The organism is Nonomuraea sp. GTA35 (genome assembly GCF_041950525.1).
Taxonomy (GTDB): Bacteria; Actinomycetota; Actinomycetes; order Streptosporangiales; family Streptosporangiaceae; genus Nonomuraea.
Map to the genome: position 1 here is coordinate 242,901 of NZ_JBGNUV010000017.1, position 18,167 is coordinate 261,067.

The 18,167-nt window shown below is 72.2% G+C and carries 17 protein-coding genes; 10 read left to right on the forward strand and 7 right to left on the reverse strand.

The features are described from left to right. Positions 1 to 23 precede the first annotated feature (23 nt). Positions 24 to 1,244: an ABC transporter substrate-binding protein gene (locus tag ACBJ32_RS50215; protein ID WP_375132960.1), complete on the reverse strand. Its 1,221-nt coding sequence runs from the start codon at positions 1,242 to 1,244 to the stop codon at positions 24 to 26. A gap of 198 nt (positions 1,245 to 1,442) precedes the next feature. Between ACBJ32_RS50215 and ACBJ32_RS50220 the strand changes: the two genes are divergently transcribed. Together ACBJ32_RS50220 and ACBJ32_RS50225 are read left to right on the forward strand one after the other, a co-directional pair. Next, positions 1,443 to 2,579, forward strand: a complete 1,137-nt coding sequence (locus ACBJ32_RS50220; protein WP_375132961.1) for an ROK family protein — start codon at positions 1,443 to 1,445, stop codon at positions 2,577 to 2,579. A gap of 95 nt (positions 2,580 to 2,674) precedes the next feature. Then, complete coding sequence (locus ACBJ32_RS50225; protein WP_375132962.1) at positions 2,675 to 4,825, forward strand: discoidin domain-containing protein; 2,151 nt, start codon at positions 2,675 to 2,677, stop codon at positions 4,823 to 4,825. Here ACBJ32_RS50225 and ACBJ32_RS50230 read toward each other — a convergent pair. Next, positions 4,812 to 5,978: an alpha-hydroxy acid oxidase gene (locus ACBJ32_RS50230; protein ID WP_357876218.1), complete on the reverse strand. Its 1,167-nt coding sequence runs from the start codon at positions 5,976 to 5,978 to the stop codon at positions 4,812 to 4,814. The two genes, ACBJ32_RS50225 and ACBJ32_RS50230, sit on opposite strands and share 14 nt — an antisense overlap. Before the next feature lie 102 nt (positions 5,979 to 6,080). Between ACBJ32_RS50230 and ACBJ32_RS50235 the strand changes: the two genes are divergently transcribed. Next, on the forward strand, positions 6,081 to 6,716 hold the full coding sequence (locus tag ACBJ32_RS50235; RefSeq protein WP_375132989.1) for a metal-dependent phosphohydrolase: 636 nt from the start codon (positions 6,081 to 6,083) through the stop codon (positions 6,714 to 6,716). Between the two features lie 16 nt (positions 6,717 to 6,732). On the opposite strand, the gene ACBJ32_RS50240 is transcribed toward ACBJ32_RS50235, so the two are convergent. From ACBJ32_RS50240 to ACBJ32_RS50255, 4 genes are all read right to left on the reverse strand, one after another. After that, positions 6,733 to 7,005 carry a DUF4031 domain-containing protein gene (locus ACBJ32_RS50240; RefSeq protein WP_375132963.1) on the reverse strand — a complete coding sequence of 91 codons (273 nt, stop codon included), beginning with the start codon at positions 7,003 to 7,005 and terminating at the stop codon, positions 6,733 to 6,735. Continuing rightward, on the reverse strand, positions 7,002 to 7,733 hold the full coding sequence (locus tag ACBJ32_RS50245; protein ID WP_375132964.1) for an HAD family hydrolase: 732 nt from the start codon (positions 7,731 to 7,733) through the stop codon (positions 7,002 to 7,004). The genes ACBJ32_RS50240 and ACBJ32_RS50245 overlap by 4 nt, the downstream gene beginning before the upstream one ends. An 18-nt stretch (positions 7,734 to 7,751) precedes the next feature. Next, entirely contained in the window at positions 7,752 to 8,936 is a 1,185-nt protein-coding gene (locus ACBJ32_RS50250; RefSeq protein WP_375132965.1) for a cytochrome P450, read from the reverse strand. Positions 8,937 to 9,078: 142 nt separating this feature from the next. Further along, positions 9,079 to 9,354 (reverse strand): hypothetical protein, encoded by a 276-nt coding sequence (locus ACBJ32_RS50255; protein ID WP_357876210.1) that lies wholly within the window; start codon positions 9,352 to 9,354, stop codon positions 9,079 to 9,081. A gap of 301 nt (positions 9,355 to 9,655) precedes the next feature. Between ACBJ32_RS50255 and ACBJ32_RS50260 the strand changes: the two genes are divergently transcribed. The 5 genes from ACBJ32_RS50260 (at position 9,656) to ACBJ32_RS50280 (ending at position 14,848) form a co-directional block, all read left to right on the forward strand. Beyond that, positions 9,656 to 10,897: a hypothetical protein gene (locus ACBJ32_RS50260; protein ID WP_357876208.1), complete on the forward strand. Its 1,242-nt coding sequence runs from the start codon at positions 9,656 to 9,658 to the stop codon at positions 10,895 to 10,897. A gap of 71 nt (positions 10,898 to 10,968) precedes the next feature. Further along, positions 10,969 to 11,658, forward strand: a complete 690-nt coding sequence (locus tag ACBJ32_RS50265; protein ID WP_375132966.1) for a DUF2786 domain-containing protein — start codon at positions 10,969 to 10,971, stop codon at positions 11,656 to 11,658. A 110-nt stretch (positions 11,659 to 11,768) separates the two neighbouring features. Continuing rightward, positions 11,769 to 12,803, forward strand: a complete 1,035-nt coding sequence (locus ACBJ32_RS50270) for an Ldh family oxidoreductase (protein WP_375132967.1) — start codon at positions 11,769 to 11,771, stop codon at positions 12,801 to 12,803. After that, entirely contained in the window at positions 12,804 to 14,093 is a 1,290-nt protein-coding gene (locus tag ACBJ32_RS50275; protein ID WP_357876202.1) for an MFS transporter, read from the forward strand. Then, positions 14,084 to 14,848: an SDR family NAD(P)-dependent oxidoreductase gene (locus ACBJ32_RS50280; protein WP_375132968.1), complete on the forward strand. Its 765-nt coding sequence runs from the start codon at positions 14,084 to 14,086 to the stop codon at positions 14,846 to 14,848. Before ACBJ32_RS50275 ends, ACBJ32_RS50280 begins: the two co-directional genes overlap by 10 nt. A gap of 12 nt (positions 14,849 to 14,860) precedes the next feature. On the opposite strand, the gene pgm is transcribed toward ACBJ32_RS50280, so the two are convergent. Then, positions 14,861 to 16,495: a phosphoglucomutase (alpha-D-glucose-1,6-bisphosphate-dependent) gene (gene pgm, locus ACBJ32_RS50285; RefSeq protein ID WP_375132969.1), complete on the reverse strand. Its 1,635-nt coding sequence runs from the start codon at positions 16,493 to 16,495 to the stop codon at positions 14,861 to 14,863. A gap of 98 nt (positions 16,496 to 16,593) precedes the next feature. On the opposite strand from pgm, the gene ACBJ32_RS50290 reads away from it, so the two are divergent. Continuing rightward, positions 16,594 to 17,493, forward strand: a complete 900-nt coding sequence (locus ACBJ32_RS50290) for a TIGR03564 family F420-dependent LLM class oxidoreductase (RefSeq protein ID WP_375132970.1) — start codon at positions 16,594 to 16,596, stop codon at positions 17,491 to 17,493. A 30-nt stretch (positions 17,494 to 17,523) separates the two neighbouring features. Beyond that, complete coding sequence (locus ACBJ32_RS50295) at positions 17,524 to 18,129, forward strand: glycoside hydrolase family 25 protein (RefSeq protein ID WP_357876194.1); 606 nt, start codon at positions 17,524 to 17,526, stop codon at positions 18,127 to 18,129. The last annotated feature ends 38 nt before the right edge of the window (positions 18,130 to 18,167 follow it).

An 18,167-nucleotide genomic window follows, 5' to 3' on the forward strand; every position in this document is an offset into this window, starting at 1 on the left:
GTTCGAGTACGGGAGCGGCCACGTCAGCCGTTCCAGCCGAGCAGGGAGCGGGTCTTGCTCGCCGCGTCCGCCAGCGCCTGCTGCGCCGTGACCTTGCCGGTCAGCGCCGACTCGATGGCCGGAGCGATGATCTCGTCGTTGACCTGGATCCACTGCGGCACCGCGGGGCGCGCGTGCGCGACCTTGAGCTGCTCCAGGAAGGCCGCCTGCTCCGGCCCGCCCGCGGGCACCTGCGCCTTGAGGTGCACGGGGAAACCGCCGAAGGCGTCGGCGACCGCGCCGTTGTTCTGGGCGCCGGCCAGGAACGCCAGCCACTTCCAGGCCAGGTCCGGGTTCTTGCTGGTGGAGAAGACCACGGAGTCCTCGCCGCCGATGTTGCCGGCCGGCTCGGTCTTGTACGGCAGCGGCGCCACGCCGAAGTCCAGGTCGGGGAACTGCTCGCGGATCGTCGGCACGTCCCACGGGCCGGAGATCGTCATGGCCGCCAGGCCGTTCTCGAACGGCTTGTCCGAGTCGGTGATCTTGCGCGGCGACGACTTCTGCAGGTCCACCCAGAGCTGCAGCGCCTCCACGGCCGGCGGCTGGTCGAACAGCACCTTCTTGCCGGTGTCGTCCACCATCTCGCCGCCCGCGCCGTGCACGATCCCGGGGAACATCCAGGCGCCGTAGCCGTCGCCCTTGGGCACGTTCATGCCGGCCACGTTCGCGTCGGCGGCGTGCACCTGGGCGGCGACCTGCTTCAGCTCGTCCCAGGTCTTCGGCGGGGCCGGCACCAGCTTCTTGTTGTAGAAGAGGGCGACCGTGGTCTGGTCCTGGGGCAGGCCGTAGAGCTTGCCGCCCGCGCGGTTGGTGTCGAGCGCGCCCTTGTAGTAGTCGGCCTCGTCGATCAGCCCGGCGGGCACCTCCTTGATCGTGCCGTCGAGGGCGTACTTGGAGACCAGCGGCTGGTCGAGTATGCCCGCGTCGGGCGCGCTCTTGCTGGCCACGGCGCTGCCCAGCTTGGTGTTGTAGTCGTCCTTGGGGATCTTGACGAGCTTGACCGTGACACCGGGGTTGGCCTTCTCGAAGTCCTTGCGGACCTGCTCCATGACCTGGCCCGCCTGCGGGGTCCGGTCCTGGTACATCCAGAACGTCAGCTCCTTGCCCTCGCTCCGGCCACCGCCGCTTCCACCGCCGCTTCCGCAGGCGGCCAGTCCGGTCACGAGAGCCGCCACGACGGCGCCTCGCACAAGTCCTCGGCTCATTGCCATCTCCTCATCGGGGGGATGGCCAGACCATAATCTAAGCTTCGAAAAAAGTCAGGGAACGCTTTGGTAACACCGGCCGCCCGGCTACTTCGGGCCGTGAACTAACATGGCGGCGGACTTCTGAGAGGGACGGGGGCGAGAATGGGCACGTCAGGGCGCAGGACCGTACGGGATCTTCGCCGGGGGAACCGGGCGATGCTGCTGCGCGCGCTCTATTTCGGCGGGCCCGCCAGCCGTAACGAGCTGTCCGCCGAGACCGGGCTGAGCGCCGCCACGGTCAGCACGATGACCGGCGACCTGCTGGCCGACAACGTCATCGTCGAGGCGGGGCAGGTCGACTCCGACGGCGGCCGGCCCCGCGTGCTGCTCAAGGTCAACCCCGCCTACGGCTACGCCGTCGGCGTGGACGTGGGGGAGACCCAGGTCAAGGTCGAACTGTTCGACCTGGAGATGAACGTGCGGGCCAGGGCCCACTACGCGGTCCGCTCGGCCAAGCACGATCCCGAGCTGGTCGCCCGCCACATCCTGACCGGCGTGGCCGCGGTCGTCGCCGAGGGCGAGGTGCCGGCCGGGCAGGTGCTCGGCGTGGGCGTCGGCGTGCCCGGCATCGTCGAGCCGGGCCCCGACGGGCTGGTGCGGGCCAAGACGTTCGGCTGGGAGGCGGTGCCGCTCGGCGCGCTGCTGCGGGCCGGCACCCCGCTGCCGCTGGTCCTGGACAACGGGGCCAAGACCATGGGGCAGGCCGAGCTCTGGTTCGGGTCGGGCAGGGGCACCCGCGACGCGATCATCATGCTCGTGGGGTCGGGCGTCGGCGGCACGATCGTGACCGGCGGGCGCATCTACCGCGGGGCGGGCATGGCCGCGGGCGAGGTCGGGCACCTGAAGGTGGTCGCGGGAGGGCGGGCGTGCCGGTGCGGGGCGCGCGGCTGCCTGGAGGCGTACCTGGGGGCCGAGGCCATGCTCGAGCGCGCCGGCGTCGAGGCGGACTCCGCCGACGAGGAGGCGGCGCTGGCCAGGCTGCTGGAGGAGGGCTCGCCGGTGATCGGGGAGACCGTGGAGATCCTGGGGGCGGGGCTGTCGTCGCTGGTGCACCTGTTCAACCCCGAGCGCATCGTGATCGGAGGCTGGGCGGGGCTGATGCTGGGCGGGCGGCTGCTGGACGCGATCCGGGCCGCCACCGCGGCGAACACGCAGGCCCAGCCGTTCCAGCCGGAGTCGGTGGTGCTCGGGCGGCTCGGGCCCGACGCGGTGGCGCTGGGGGCGGCCACGCTGGTCATCGAGCCGTTCTTCGGGGACGCGGCGTATCCGTCGTCCGTGCCCACTATTGCGTAGAAGTTAAATCAAGCATTGACATAAGTCCGAGCCGCAGGCACGCTCTGCTCGATAGAGCGCTCTCTCACCACCCCCCGTTCGTGAGGAGTCCCGCAGTGCACCCCCGCCGAAGCCCTGCCCTGATCGTCGCCGCGCTGGCGGCCTTACTCCTGTCCTGCCTGATCACGATGTCGGCGCGTTCGGCGCCCGCACAGGCCCTGGCGTGCGGCACGGCCAACGCCGCGCTCAACCGCCCCGCCACCGCCTCCTCCACCGAGAACGCCGGCACCCCCGCCTCGGCCGCCGTGGACGGCAACGCCGGCACCCGCTGGTCCAGCGCCTTCAGCGACCCCCAGTGGCTCCAGGTCGACCTGGGCTCGGCCCAGGAGATCTGCCAGGTGGTGCTCCAATGGGAGACCGCCCACGCCACCGCGTTCCGCGTCCAGGTCTCCGGCGACGCCTCGGCCTGGACCGACCTCTACGCCACCACCACCGGCACGGGCGGCACCCAGACCCTGGACGTCACCGGCACCGGCCGCTACCTGCGCGTGCACGGCACGGCCAGGGCGACCGGCTGGGGCTACTCGCTGTGGGAGCTGACCGTCCGCACGACCACCACGACCCCGCCCGGCGGCGGCGACCTCGGCCCCAACGTGCACGTCTTCGACCCCTCGATGCCGTCGTCGAGCATCCAGGCCACCCTCGACTCGGTCTTCACCCAGATGGAGTCCAACCAGTTCGGCCTGCAGCGCCACGCCCTGCTGTTCAAGCCCGGCAGCTACAACGTCAACGCCAACATCGGCTTCTACACCTCGATCATGGGCCTCGGCCGCAACCCCGACGACGTCACCATCAACGGCCAGGTCAGGGTGGACGCGGGCTGGTTCGGCGGCAACGCCACGCAGAACTTCTGGCGCTCGGCCGAGAACCTGTCCATCACCCCGACCGGCGGCACCAACCAGTGGGCGGTCTCGCAGGCCGCGCCGTTCCGCCGCATGCACGTCAGGGGCAACCTCAACCTCGCCCCCACCGGGTACGGCTGGGCCAGCGGCGGCTACATCGCCGACAGCCGGATCGACGGCACCGTGCAGCCGTACTCGCAGCAGCAGTGGTTCACCCGCGACAGCACCATAGGCGGCTGGCTCAACGGCGTGTGGAACATGGTGTTCTCCGGCGTCGCGGGCGCGCCCGCCCAGTCGTTCCCCGAGCCGCCGTACACGACGCTCGCCAACAGCCCCGTGACCAGGGAGAAGCCCTACCTGTACGTGGACTCCGCCGGCGCCTACCAGGTGTTCGTGCCCTCGCTCCGGCAGAACACGCGCGGCGCGAGCTGGCCCGGCACCGGCGCCTCGATCCCGCTCACCCGGTTCTACGTGGCCAAGCCGTCCGACACCGCCGCCACCATCAACGCCGCCCTCGCCTCCGGCCTGAACCTGCTCTTCACGCCCGGCATCTACCACGTCGGCCAGACCATCAACGTCACCAGGCCCGACACGGTCGTGCTCGGCCTCGGCTACGCCACGATCATCCCCGACAACGGCGTCGTGCCGATGCGCGTCGCCGACGTGGACGGCGTCAGGGTGGCCGGCCTGCTGTTCGACGCGGGCAGCGTGAACTCGCCCATCCTCATGGAGGTCGGCCCGCCCGGCTCGTCGGCCTCGCACGCGGCCAACCCCATCTCCATCCAGGACGTGTTCTTCCGCATCGGCGGCGCCCACGCCGGCAAGGCCACGACCAGCCTCGTCGTCAACAGCGACCACACGCTCATCGACCACATCTGGGCCTGGCGCGGCGACCACGGCGCCGGCATCGGCTGGACGGTCAACACCGCCGACACCGGCCTGATCGTCAACGGCGACGACGTCACCGCGTACGGGCTGTTCGTCGAGCACTACCAGAAGTACCAGCTCATCTGGAACGGGCAGCGCGGGCGCACCATCTTCTTCCAGAACGAGATGCCGTACGACCCGCCCAGCCAGGCCGCCTGGATGAACGGCTCCACCCGTGGCTACGCCGCCTACAAGGTGGCCGACTCGGTCACCTCGCACGAGGCGTGGGGGGTGGGGGCGTACTGCTACTTCAACGTCGACCCGAGCATCGTGGCCGAGCGCGGCTTCGAGGCGCCCGTCAACCCGAACGTGCGCTTCCACTCCCTGCTCACCGTCTCGCTCGGCGGCAACGGCACGATCAACCGCGTCATCAACGACACCGGAGCCCCGGCCCAGGGCACGGCCACCATCCCCGTGAAGATCGTCAACTTCCCCTGATCCGCACGACGTCCCGGGTGAGCCCCTCGACGCCGCTCGCCCCGAGGAGCTGCAACGTCCGTACGAGCTCGGCGTGGAGCAGGTCCAGCACCCGCGTCACGCCCCGCTCGCCCCCGGCCATCAGCCCGTACAGGTAGGCGCGGCCGACGAAGCACGCCCTGGCGCCCAGCGCGACCGCGGCGGCGACGTCGGCCCCGCTGCGCACACCCCCGTCGAGGAACACCTCCGTACGGTCCCCGACCGCCTCCACCACCTCGGGCAGCAGCTCCAGCGGGGTGGCGGAGCGGTCGAGCTGGCGCCCGCCGTGGTTGGACACCACCAGCCCGTCCACGCCCACGGCGGCCAGCTCCTTCGCGTCGTCCACCCGCTGCACGCCCTTGACCAGCAGTTTCCCCCGCCACGCCGACCTGATCCACTCCAGGTCCGCGACCGTCACCGACGGGTCGAACATCAGGTTCGTCAACCCCGCCATGTCGTCCGGCGCGCCCTCCACGGTGGCGAACGCGAGCGGCTCGCCGGTGAGGAAGTCGAACCACCACGCCGGATGCCGCGCCGCCTCCAGCACGCCGCGCCAGCGCAGGGAGGGCGGGATCGTCAGTCCGTGCCGCACGTCCCGCAGCCGCGCCCCGGCCACCGGCACGTCCACCGTCACCACCAGCACGTCCATGCCCGCGTCCGAGGCCAGGGAGAGCCGCTCCAGGTTGCGGGCCCGGTCGCGGACCACGTAGAGCTGGAACCAGTTCCACCCGCCGGGCGCGGCGGCGGCCACGTCGCCGGCCGTCGTGGTGCCCATCGTGGACAGCGTGTAGGGGACGGCCGCCCGCTCGGCGGCCCGCGCCACCGCCCGCTCGCCCTCGCGGTGCATCATCCGCGTGAACCCGGTCGGCGCGAGCACCACCGGCATCGCGATCCGCCGCCCCAGGATCTCGACCGACGTGGGCGCCTCGGCGACGTCCCGCAGCACGTGCGGGGCGAACTCCACCCGGTCGAACGCCTCCACGGCCCTGGCCATCGACCGCTCGCCCTCGGCCGCGCCGTCCACGTAGTCGAACACCATGCGCGGGGCGCGTCTCCTGGCCAGCAGCCGCAGATCGGCGACGCCGGCCGCCGCCGCGACCCTGTCCGCCCTCGACCATCGCGGCCGCCCGGGCACGACCCTCCGCAGCTCCCGCCACCGGGGCAGGCGCCGTGGCTCCTTGTCCGCGTTCGACCCGATGCCGAGGACCTTAACATCGCGCGGCCCGCGTACGGTGGGATCGTGATCGCTGATCTCGCGGGAGGCTGGGCAGGGCTGGCGGGCGGCTCACGTGCGGCGCTCGCGCTCGGGGCCGAGCTGATCGCCCGCTGGGCGGAGCCGCACCGCCGCTACCACACCCTCAGCCACCTCGCCGCCGTCCTGACCGCCATCGACCAGCTCGGCGACCAGCTCGGCGACGAGGCCGGCGACCTGGCGGCCGTACGCCTCGCGGCCTGGTTCCACGACGCCGTCTACGACGGCCGCGCGGGCTGGGACGAGGAACGCAGTGCCCAGCTCGCCCAGTCACGCCTCCCGCGCTGCGGCGTCCCGCCCGGCCGGGTGGCGGAGGTGGCCAGGCTGGTCCGCCTCACCGCCGCCCACGACACGCTCCAGCCCGGCGACCGCAACGGCGCCGTCCTGTGCGACGCCGACCTGGCCGTCCTGGCAGGCCCGGGATACGACGACTACACGCGTGCGATCCGCCAGGAGTACGCCCACGTCCCCGACGCGTTGTTCGCGCAGGGCCGCGCGGCGGTGCTGCGCCGCCTGCTCGCCACCCCGGCCCTCTACCGCACGCCCCACGCCCGCGACCTATGGGAGCAGCGCGCCAGGGCCAACATGGCGGCGGAGCTGGCGGCGCTGGACGCGGGCTGACCGGGGCTAACCCGGGCTAGCCGGGGAGGTGGCGCTTGCGGCGGCGGAGCCCGGCCGCGACCAGCCGCCGCAGCAGCTCGCGCGAGCTGACCGCCTCAGCCCCCAGGGCCACCGCCCGCGCGTGCACGGTCTCCGGCACGTCGTAATGATCCCGATCGAACGCCCGCTCGGGCACCCCCAGCCGCACCGCGAACGCGTGCAACTCCTCCAGGGAGCTGTCGCTGACGAGATGCGACCACATCAGGCCGCGCGGCCCCGGCCAGTTGGGCGGATCGATCAGAACAGTCACGACGTCAAGGGTAGAACCCTCCCACGCACCTCGACCGCGCCCAGATCGGGCACCGCCGCGTGGGCGCCCTCGCCCTCGGCGTCCACCGCGACCACCATGCCGAACCCGCCCCTGCGGCCCGCCTCGATCCCCGGCAGCGCCGACACCACCACCGCGACCTTGGCCGCGGGCAGGTCCAGCCGCCGCGCCGCCTCCAGGAAGAGCGCCGGGTCGGGCGTGCCGGGCAGGTTCAGCAGCGCGGCGTCGTTGCCGTCCACCATCAGGTCGAACAGGTGCATCACCCCCGCCGAGCCGACGAGCTTGCGCCCGTGCAGGCTGGCCGAGACGGCGGCGGTTCGGGCTCCGCGATGCCGCAGCTCGTGCAGCAGCGCCACCGTGGCGGGGAACGCGGCCACGCCGTACTTGTCCACCTGCTCCATGAAGACGCGGTCCTTGGCCAGGCCGAGCCCGTGCACGGTGGGCGCTCCCGGCTCGTCGCCGGGCGATCCCTCGGGCACGGTGATGCCGCGTGCGGCCAGGAACGTCCGGATGCCGTCGAGGCGCGGGCGACCGTCCACGTGACGCAGGTAGTCGCCGCGGATGTCGAACGGTGCCGAGCGGCCGCGCAGGAACGCGTCGAAGACGTGTTTCCAGGCGGCCGCGTGCCCCCGAGCGGTGTCAGTGACCACGCCGTCGGTGTCGAACACGACGGCGCCGATCGCGGTCAGGTCGATGACAGGCTCGTCCACACAGCGAACGTAACCGCTCTACCAGGCGACGGGTAGTTCTTTCACGCCGTAGACGATGGCTAGTTCCCTGAACGGCACCTCACCGGCGACGTGCAGGCCGGGGAAGCGGCGCAGCAGCGCGGGGAAGGCGATGCGCATCTCCATCTGCGCCAGCGGCGCGCCGATGCAGCGGTGGATGCCGTGGCCGAAGGCCAGGTGCGAGCCCACCGTCTCCCGTCCGGGCCGTACCTCGTCCATGTCGCCGCCGAGAGCGGGGTCGCGGTTGGCGCCGGTCAGCGAGCACAGCACCATCTCGCCCTTCTTGATCGGCACGCCGTGCAGCTCCAGGTCGTCGCGGGCGAAGCGGGGGAAGGCGACCTGCACGACCGTCATGTACCGCAGCAGCTCCTCGACCACGTCCACGACGTAGCCGTCCACCTCGCGCACCTTGGCGGCGTGCTCGGGGTTGCGCAGCAGCCACAGGGTGCCGAGGGCGAGCATGCTGGTGCTGGTGTCGTGGCCGCCGGTCAGCAGGCCGTCGGCCATGCTGGCGAGGGTGCGGTCGTCGAGCTCGTCGCCGTGCTCGCGCAGGAGCTGGCCGAGCAGCCCGTCGCCCGGGTTCTGCCGCTCCCTGGCCACCAGGTCCGTCAGGTACGTCATCGCGTCGTTGATGGCCTGCAGCGACGCCTCGGGCCCCGCGGTGAAGTCGAAGCGGTCCTTGCTCAGCTTCACGAAGTCGGCGCGCTCGTCGTACGGGACGCCGAGCAGCTCGCACACGACCAGCGACGGGATCGGCAGGCAGAACTCCTCCACCAGGTCGACCGGCGTCCCGCCGGCCGCGGCCTTGGCCTCCATGCGGTCGAGGTACTCCTCGACCATGGCCTCGATCCGCGGCTCCAGCCTGCGCAGGCGGCGCATGGTGAACTCGGGCGTGAGGTACTTGCGCAGCCGCGTGTGCTCGGGCGGGTCGCGGAAGCCGAGACCGCCCGGGTCCTCCTGGTTGGAGCCGAGCCCGATCACGCCCGCGAAGTCGTTGCTGAAGCGCTCGTGGTCGCCGAGCACCGCGCGGACGTCCTCCCAGCGGGTGACGAGGTACACCGTCTGGTCGCCCGGGATCTGCATGGGGAAGACCGGGTGCTCGTCCCTGATGCGCCCGAGCTCACCCACGGGGTCGAACCCGTCACGCATGAACTGGACGAGCGGGAACTCTTCTGTCTCTGACATCGATATCCGTCCTGGCTGGGATACATCGCACCATGTTGGGATAAATCCCTGCGTAGATGGTCCCATCCGGAGAGGTGAATGGGGCCCTTCGGAAGGACGAATTTACATCTCCCCCTCGCTGCCCTTGCGGGCGCGGGGGCGGTCATCTTCCGGCTAACGCCCTGGTCACCTCTTCCGGCGGCGGCAGCGTCCGGTCGCGGGCGATGACGGGCGGCTCGGGCGGCTCGGCCTCGGCCGACAGGGCGGGCGGGGAGGGCTTGGGCCTGCGCGGCTCCCGCACCCCGCCCCTGCCTCCGGGCGGATCCTCGAACGGGGGGTGGTCACGCTCGGTCCAGTGCGGTTCGCCGGGGCCGAAGCCGGGCGGCCAGGCGGGCGCGCCACTGGAAAGAGCACGGCGTCTTCGCGATCGCTTGCTCACAGCTCCCTCCTCCGCGTCCCATTGTGCGCCCGGCCACGGCACACGACCAGCAGGGATCGAGGCTGTCACCAAGACGGCAGGGATCCCGGCGAACCCGCCCTGGGGACACGGGCGGAATCGGACGCCCTGTGACGGCAGAGGGGTCAGGCCCCGGTCTGCCACACCTCCGTCAAGTGCCCTGAACTGCCGTGAAAGCAGGGCAAAGTGGGGCGGTAGACGGCGTTTGGCGTACAAGATGGCGACATTCTGCGATGATCTCGTCGCATAGAGCCGGAGTTTGAGCCCTCACGGATAGTGACTGATGCCGACATTTGAGGAAATAGCAGCCTTCATCACCGAGAAGCCGCTCGCCACCGCCGTCATCACGCTGTTGAGCCTGGTCGGCCTGGCGCTCGCGGTCCTGGTGCTCAGGGTCGCCTGGCGCGCCGTGTCCTGGATCTTCACCAGGTACGTCGCCCCGCGTCCCGTCGAGGACGTGCTGACGATCGTGGCCGCCTCCATCGCCACCGGCGTCTCGGCGCAGGGCATGTGGCGCTTCTCGGAAGACGTGCTGGACCTCGACGGACCGCTGCGGTTACTGCTGTTCGCGTTCATCGAGGTCGCGATCATCACCTCCGCCGTACGCGCCCGCCGCAACATGCGCGAGAACTTCTCCGCCGGCATCGACGGCATCGCCGTGTGGGCCCTGACCTGCCTGACCGCCGTGCTGTCCTCCATGGACGCGCGCAGCCTGCCCGAAGCGGTGTTCCGCCTGGCCGCCCCGCTCGTGGCCGCCTGGCTGTGGGAGCGCGGCATGGCCATCGAGCGCCACCGCATCCGCGGCACCGGCCGCATCAACTGGCGGCTCACCCCCGAGCGGCTCCTGGTCCGGCTCGGCCTGGCCGAGGTCAGCGACCGCACGGCCAGCGAGGTCGACGCCCACCGCAGGCTGACCAGGGTCGCGCTGGCCGCCAAGAAGGCCAAGGCGCTGCGCGAGGCCGGCGCCCCCGACCGCAAGATGCGCGCCGCGCTGGCCAAGCTCGACAAGGCCATGGACCAGGCGGTCGAGCACACCGGCCTGGCCGTGGACCCGGCCCGCCAGGAGGCGCTGCTGGCCCAGATCGCCGCCCTGTACAACACCTCCGCGCTCATCGACGCCGACCCCCGCGTGCCCTGGGAGCCCGAGGCCGACCACCACCCCGTGCCGGCCAGGCCCGCCCTGCCGCCCGCGCTGGCCGAGCTGGTCGACGACGAGGACGAGGACGTCACGGTGTTCGACACCACCCCGCACGTCGTCAGCACCGCAGAACGCGCCGCGCTCATGCGGGCCGCGCGCGAGTTCTGGGACCGGCAGATCGCCAAGGGCATCGTGCCGCGCACGGTGGACATCGCCCAGGAGATCGGCATCTCGCTGGCCACGGCGCGCGAGTACCGGGCCCTGTGGAAGCTGGAGCCGCAGGCGCACGCGCTCATCGAGGCGCTGTACCAGCAGCACGGCATCGTCGACACCGGCGCCTTCCCGGCCATCGCCGACGACGGGCGGGTGCTGACCACCAAGTCGTAGGCTTGGTCCCGCGCGCCACCGGCCCGCCCTCGCCCGGGCGGTGTACGGGAACGGGAGCAGGGGGAGGACAGGTGCGGGAGCGGACGCTCGAACGCGTCAGGAAACTGCTGGCCAAGGCCGAGCGCACCGACAACGAGCACGAGCGGGCCACGTTCATGGCCGCCGCCTCGGCGCTGATGGCCAAGCACGGCATCGACAGCCTGCCGCCCGCCGGCACCCGCCAGGTCCCCGGTGACCGCATCGTCACCCTGCCCGCGCCCTGGGCCAGGGAGAAGGCCCGGCTGGTCAGTCTGGTGGCGCAGGCGCTGCGGTGCCGTCCGCTGCTGATCGGGCGGGGCGACGGCGGGCAGCGGGTGCACGTGTTCGGGTTCGCGGCCGATCTGGAGCGGGCCGACCTGCTGGCCACCTCGCTGCTGCTGCAGATGGCCTCGGGGCTGGCCAGGGTGGAGCTGCCCGGGGACGTCACGGGCGTGCGGGCCTATCGCAGGTCGTGGCTGCTGGGGTTCACCGACGAGGTGTACCGGCTGCTGCGCGAGGCCGAGTCCGGGGCGGAGGCCGCGTCGGCCGGCACGGGCACCGCGCTCGTCCTGGCCGACCGCAGGGCCGAGGTGGAGCGGGCGGTGGCCGCCCACTACCCCGACATCCGCATGAGCGTGCCCACGACCAGCGGCACCGGCTACCGCGACGGGGTGGCCGCGGGCCGCAGGGCCGACCTCGGCCGCACCGGCATGGCCACGGCCGCCGCCAGGGAGCTCGCCTGAGGCCGGGCCAGTTCTTGGTAAGCCCTTTCCCAGCATCCGTTTGGGCGGGGCGGTAATCGGGCATAAGCGCGCACACGGAACGCAGTCCTGCCCAAGCGAGTCAGGTCATCGTGAACGCATCCGTCCATGTCCTCGCCGACCGCCTCCGCGATCTCGCCCACGACCTCCTCACGGCCGCCGGCCTGCCCGTGGACACGGCCGCGGTGGTGGCCGCGTCCCTGGTGGAGGCCGACCTCGCCGGTCACGGCTCGCACGGCGTACGCCGGGTGAAGTGGTACCACGACCGGATCGAGAGCGGCGCGATCGTGCCGGACGCCCGCCCGGAGGTGGTCTCGCGCCGCGGCGCCACCGCCGTCGTGTCCGGGCGGCGCGGCTTCGGCCAGGCCGCCGCCGGCCTGGCCACGCAGGAGGCGGCCGCGCTGGCCGCCGCGCACGGCGTGGGGGTGGTCGCCATCCGCGACTGCAACCACGTCGGCAGGCTCGGCGAGTACGCGCAGACGCTGGCGCGGCGCGGCCTGATCGCGCAGGTCGTCGGCAACGCCGACCCCACCGTGGCCCCGTACGGCGGGCACCGCAGGATGCTCGGCACCAACCCCATGGCCTGGGCCGTGCCCCGCGCGGGCGGCGCGGCGGTGGTCATGGACTGGGCGACCGCCGCCATGGCCGAAGGCAAGCTGGGCCTCCTGCTCGCCGCCGGCCGGCCCGCCCCCGAGGAGGTGCTCGTCGATCCGGACGGCCGCCCGTCCACCGACCCGGCGGACTTCTACCGGGGCGGGGCGCTGCTGCCGTTCGGCGGCCACAAGGGTTACGGCCTGAGCGTGCTCATCGAGCTGGTCGGGGGCCTGCTCACGGGCACCGGCACCGCGTGCTCCGCCGAGTACGACGGCACGTTCGGCACGGTGATCACCGCGGTGGACATCGCCGCCTTCGTCCCGCTGGAGAGCTACGTCGCCCAGGTCGAGTCCTTCTGCGAGGCCCTGCGCGCCGGCGGCCCCGGCGTGGTCGTCCCGGGGGAGCCCGAGGCCCGCACGCGAGCGCAGCGGTTGGAGGAGGGCGTCCCGGTGCCGGAGCCGGTGTGGGCGGAGCTGCGCGGGCTCGCCGCGCGGCTCGGCGTTCCGTGGCCAGACACGCCGCCAGGAGGTTAGATGTCCGCCACACCCGCCCCCAGCCCCGCATTACGCCGCGTCGTCCTGGGCGCCCTCGTCGGCACCGCCCTGGAGTGGTACGACTTCTTCATCTACGGCACCGCCGCCGCCCTCGTGTTCAACCGCCTGTTCTTCACCGACGCCGACCCGGCCACGGGCACGATCGTCGCGTTCGCCACGTTCGGCGTGGGGTTCGTGGTGCGGCCGTTCGGCGGCATCCTGTTCGGCCATCTCGGTGACAAGATCGGCCGCCGCTCCACCCTGATCATCACCACGGTGATCATGGGGGTGTCGACCGGGCTGATCGGCCTGCTGCCCACCTATCCCGCCATCGGGGTGCTGGCGCCGGTGCTGCTCACGCTGCTGCGCGTCTGCCAGGGGCTCGGCGCGGGCGCGGAGTTCGGCGGCGCGGCGACGCTGCTGGCCGAGCACGCCCCGCCGGGCCGGCGCGGGTACTACGCCTCCTACGCGCAGACCGGCGTGCAGATCGGGCTGGTGCTGGGCACCTCGGCGTTCCTGCTGGTCCAGCTCCTGCCGGAGGAGGACTTCCTGGCCTGGGGCTGGCGGGTGCCGTTCCTGGTGAGCTTCGCGCTGATCGGGGTGGCGCTGTACGTGCGGCTGCGGGTCGACGAGTCGCCCGTGTTCCAGCAGATGGCGCGGACCAAGGAGATCGTCCGGCTGCCGATCAGGGACGCGCTGGTCCGCCACCCGCGCAACTTCCTCGTCGGGGTCGGCGCGCACATCTGCGACACGGCCGTGGTCTACACGCTGGCCACGTTCAGCGTCGCGTACGCCACCGGCCGGCTCGGCCTGAGCAGCCGCACGGCGCTGCTGGGCGTGATCCTGTTCGGGCTGACGGTCATCGTGCTGCAACCGGTCTACGGCCACCTGTCGGACCGCGTGGGAAGGCGGCCGCTCAACCTGTTCAGCGTCGTGTTCGTGGCGGTGTACGCGTATCCGTACTTCCTGCTGGTCGACACCGGCGTCACCTGGCTGGTCTGGCTGGCCATGATGATCATGGGCGCGTTCGGCTTCGCGCCGCAGGTGGCCGTGCAGCCGGTGTTCTACGCCGAGCTGTTCGGGGCACGGGTCCGCTACACCGGGTTCGCCGCCTCGCGGGAGCTGGGCGCGGCGCTGGCCGGGTTCTCGCCGCTGATCGGCGCGGCGCTGGCGGCCCGGCTGGGCGGCGCGCCCTGGCTGGTGGCGGCGTTCCTGGCCGGCACGGCGGTGATCTCGTTCGCCGCGTTCTACGCCTCGCGTGAGAGCAAGGAGACGGACATATGGACCTGAACGGCACGGTCGCGGTGATCACTGGCGGCGGCACCGGCATCGGCGCCGCCGTCGCGGAGCGCCTGGCCAGGAAGGGCGCGGCGGCCGTGGTGGTCAACTACTCGCGCTCGGCGGCCGAAGCCCGGGAGACGGTCGCCCTGCTGGAGAGCCTCGGCTGCAAGGCGGAGGCGGTGGCCGCCGACGTGTCCGACGACGCCGCCGTACGCCGGCTGGCCGAGCGCGTCCGCGCCGATCACGGCCGGGTGGACGTCCTGGTGTGCAACGCGGGCACGACCGCGTGGGTGCCGTTCCCCGACCTGGAGGGCCTCACCGACGAGGTGTGGCAGCGGATCATGGGCGTCAACCTCATGGGCGCCTTCTACTGCGCCCGCGCCTTCGCGCCGGCCCTGCGGGCGGCGCGCGGCGCCATCGTGAACGTGGCCTCCGTCGCCGGCCTGCTGGCCACCGGCTCCTCCATCGCGTACGGGGTCAGCAAGGCCGCCCTGCTCCAGCTCACCCGCGACCTGGCGGTGGCGCTCGGCCCCGAGGTGCGGGTGAACGCTGTCGCGCCCGGCCTCGTGGCCACCCGCTGGCACATCGACCGGGTGGGGGAGCAGGTGTTCTCCGAGATGACCGCGAAGGAGCAGCTGAAGGCGCCGCTGCGGCGCACCGCGCAACCCGAGCACATCGCCCAGCTCGTCACCGCCCTGCTGGAGTCGGACCTGGTGACGGGCGAGGTGCTGGTGGGGGACGGCGGGCGGCATCTGCAGTACTGAGCGGGCCCCGCCTCAGGCCCCCAGGGCGGCCGACACCAGCGAGCGGGCCTCCTCCTGCACCTTGGCCAGGTGGTCCGGGCCCTTGAAGGACTCGGCGTAGATCTTGTACACGTCCTCGGTCCCGGACGGCCGGGCCGCGAACCAGGCGCTCTGCGTCGAGACCTTCACCCCGCCCAGCTTGGCGCCGTTGCCGGGCGCCGACGTCTGCACCGACGTGACCGGCTCGCCCGCCAGCGAGCCGGCCGTCACCTGCTCGGCCGAGAGCTTGCCGAGCACGGCCTTCTCCTCCCGGGTGGCGGGCGCGTCCACCCGCGCGTACGCGGGCTCGCCGAACCGCTCGACCAGGCCCCGGTAGCGGACGCTCGGCGACTCGCCGGTGACGGCCAGGATCTCCGCGGCCAGCAGCGCCAGGATGACGCCGTCCTTGTCGGTGGACCACACCGAGCCGTCGCGCCGCAGGAACGACGCCCCCGCGCTCTCCTCGCCCCCGAACCCGAGCGACCCGTCCAGCAGCCCCGGCACGAACCACTTGAAGCCGACCGGCACCTCGTACAGCCGCCGGCCCAGCGACTCGGCCACCCGGTCGATGATCCCGCTGCTGACCATGGTCTTGCCCACGCCCGCGTCGGACGGCCAGCCGTCGCGGTGGGTGCAGAGGTAGGAGATGGCGACGGCCAGGTAGTGGTTGGGGTTCATCAGCCCGCCGTCGGGGGTGACGATGCCGTGCCGGTCGGCGTCGGCGTCGTTGCCCGTGGAGATGTCGTAGGTGTCGCGATTGGCGATGAGCGAGGCCATCGCGTACGGCGACGAGCAGTCCATCCGGATCTTGCCGTCCCAGTCGAGCGTCATGAACCGCCACGTCGGGTCCACCAGCGGGTTGACCACGGTCAGGTCCAGCCGGTGCCGCTCGGCGATCTCCCCCCAGTAGGCCACGCTCGCCCCGCCCAGCGGGTCGGCCCCGATGCGCACGCCGGCCGCCCGGATCGCGTCGAGGTCGACGACCGAGGGCAGGTCGTCCACGTACGTCCCGAGGAAGTCGTAACGCCCGGCCCGGTCCAGGGCCGCCGTGTACGGCACCCGGCGCACGCCCTTGAGCCCGTCCTGCAGCAGCCGGTTGGCGCGATCCTGGATCCACCCGGTGGCGTCGGTGTCGGCGGGGCCGCCGTGCGGCGGGTTGTACTTGAACCCGCCGTCGCCCGGCGGGTTGTGCGACGGCGTGACGACGACGCCGTCGGCCAGCCCGCTCTTACGGCCGCTGTTGTGCCGCAGGATGGCGTGGGAGACGGCGGGCGTGGGGGTGTAGCCGTCGCGCGAGTCGATGAGCACGGCGACGTCGTTGGCGGCGAACACCTCCAGCGCCGACACCCGGGCGGGCTCCGACAGCGCGTGCGTGTCGATGCCCAGGAACAGCGGCCCGTCGGTGCCCTGCGCCTGCCGGTACTCGCAGATGGCCTGGCTCGTGGCCACGATGTGGTCCTCGTTGAACGCCGACCTCAGCGACGACCCCCGGTGCCCCGACGTGCCGAACGCCACCCGCTGCGCCACCTCGCCGGCATCCGGGTGGAGCGCGTAGTAGGACGTCACCAGCCTGGCGACGTCGACCAGGTCGGAAGGCCGGGCTTGCTGTCCCGCGCGTTCATGCGTCATGTAGGTCACTTTACAAATCGGGCCCGGCCGGGCGGGTGACCGTACGGCGGTGTGGGGAGATACATTCGCGTCAGTCACTAGAACGGAGTTCTGTTCTCATGCGCTACGGATATTTCCTCGCCGAACCTCAAGGATCCGACGCGATCGGCGGTCTGCGCGACCAGATCGCCCAGGCGGTGGAGGACGGCTTCTCCTCCGCCTGGCTCTCCAACATCTTCGGCCTCGACGCCATCACCGCCCTGACCGCGGCCGGCGTCCAGGCGCCGCCCATCGAGCTCGGCACCGCCGTCGTGCCCACCTACCCCCGCCACCCGGCCGTGCTCGCCCAGCAGGCCATGACCGCCAACGCCGCGCTCGGCGGCCGGTTCGCCCTGGGCATCGGCCTGTCGCACAAGATGGTCATCGAGAACATGTTCGGCTACAGCTTCGAGCGGCCCGGCCGGCACATGAAGGAGTACCTCGACATCCTGATCCCGGCCTCCCGCGGCGAGCAGGTCGACTACCAGGGCGAGACGCTCAAGGCCAACGTGCGGCTCACCACCCCCGGCGCGGGCTTCCCCGTGCTCGTGGCCGCGCTCGGCCCGCGCATGCTCAAGCTCGCCGGCACCGTGGCCGACGGCACCGTGCTCTGGATGACCGGGCCGCGGACGGTCGCCGAGCACATCGCGCCCACCATCACGGCCGCCGCGGCCGAGGCGGGCCGCGAGCGGCCCAGGATCGTCTGCGCGCTGCCCATCAGCGTCACCGACGACCGCGCCGCCACCGTCGAGCGGGCCAACGAGATCTTCAAGATCTACGGGCAGCTCCCCTCCTACCGTGCCATGCTCGACAGGGAAGGGGCGGCGGGGCCGGGCGACGCGGCGATCGTCGGCGACGAGGACACCGTGCTGGCCAGGCTCGAGGAGCTGAAGCAGGCGGGGGTGACCGACTTCGTGGGCTCGATGTTCGCCAACCGGGAACGCACCAGGAGCCTGCTGATCGGCGCGGCGAAGGGCTGATCCGCGTACATCTCCATAAAATCCGGCAAGGTGAAGCGCGTGCTACAAGGCATCGATGTGTCGAACTGGCAGGGCACCGTCGACTGGGCCGGCCACGCGGAGGCGGGAGTGGCCTTCGCCTTCGCCAAGGCGACCGAGGGCGGCGACTGGACCGACAAGTGGTTCGCGCGCAACTGGAACGGCATGCGCGAGAGCTGGATCGTCTGCGGCGCCTACCACTTCGCCAGGCCCAAGGGCGACCCCATCGAGCAGGCACGGCACTTCCTCGGCGCGATCAGGTCGGCGGGCGGGCTGCGCCGCGGCGACCTGGTCGCGCTCGACCTCGAGACCAACGACGGCCTGCGCCCCGAGCAGGTCGCCAGGTACGCCCGCCGCTGGTGCCACCACGTCGAGCGGCACACCGGCGTGCGGCCGTTCATCTACACCTTCCAGGCGTTCGCGCGCGGCGGGCACTGCGCGGGGCTGGCCGAATACCCTCTCTGGATCGCCAGCCCCGAGAGCCCGCGCGGCAACCCGCCGGTGCCAGGCCCCTGGCGCGACTGGACCATCCACCAGTACGCCAACAGCCCGATCGACCGCAACGTCTTCCACGGCACCCGGCAGGAGCTGACAAAGCTGGGGTTTCACCCGCGATAGCATCGGTGACTACCGTCGAACCTGCCTCGGTGCCGGGC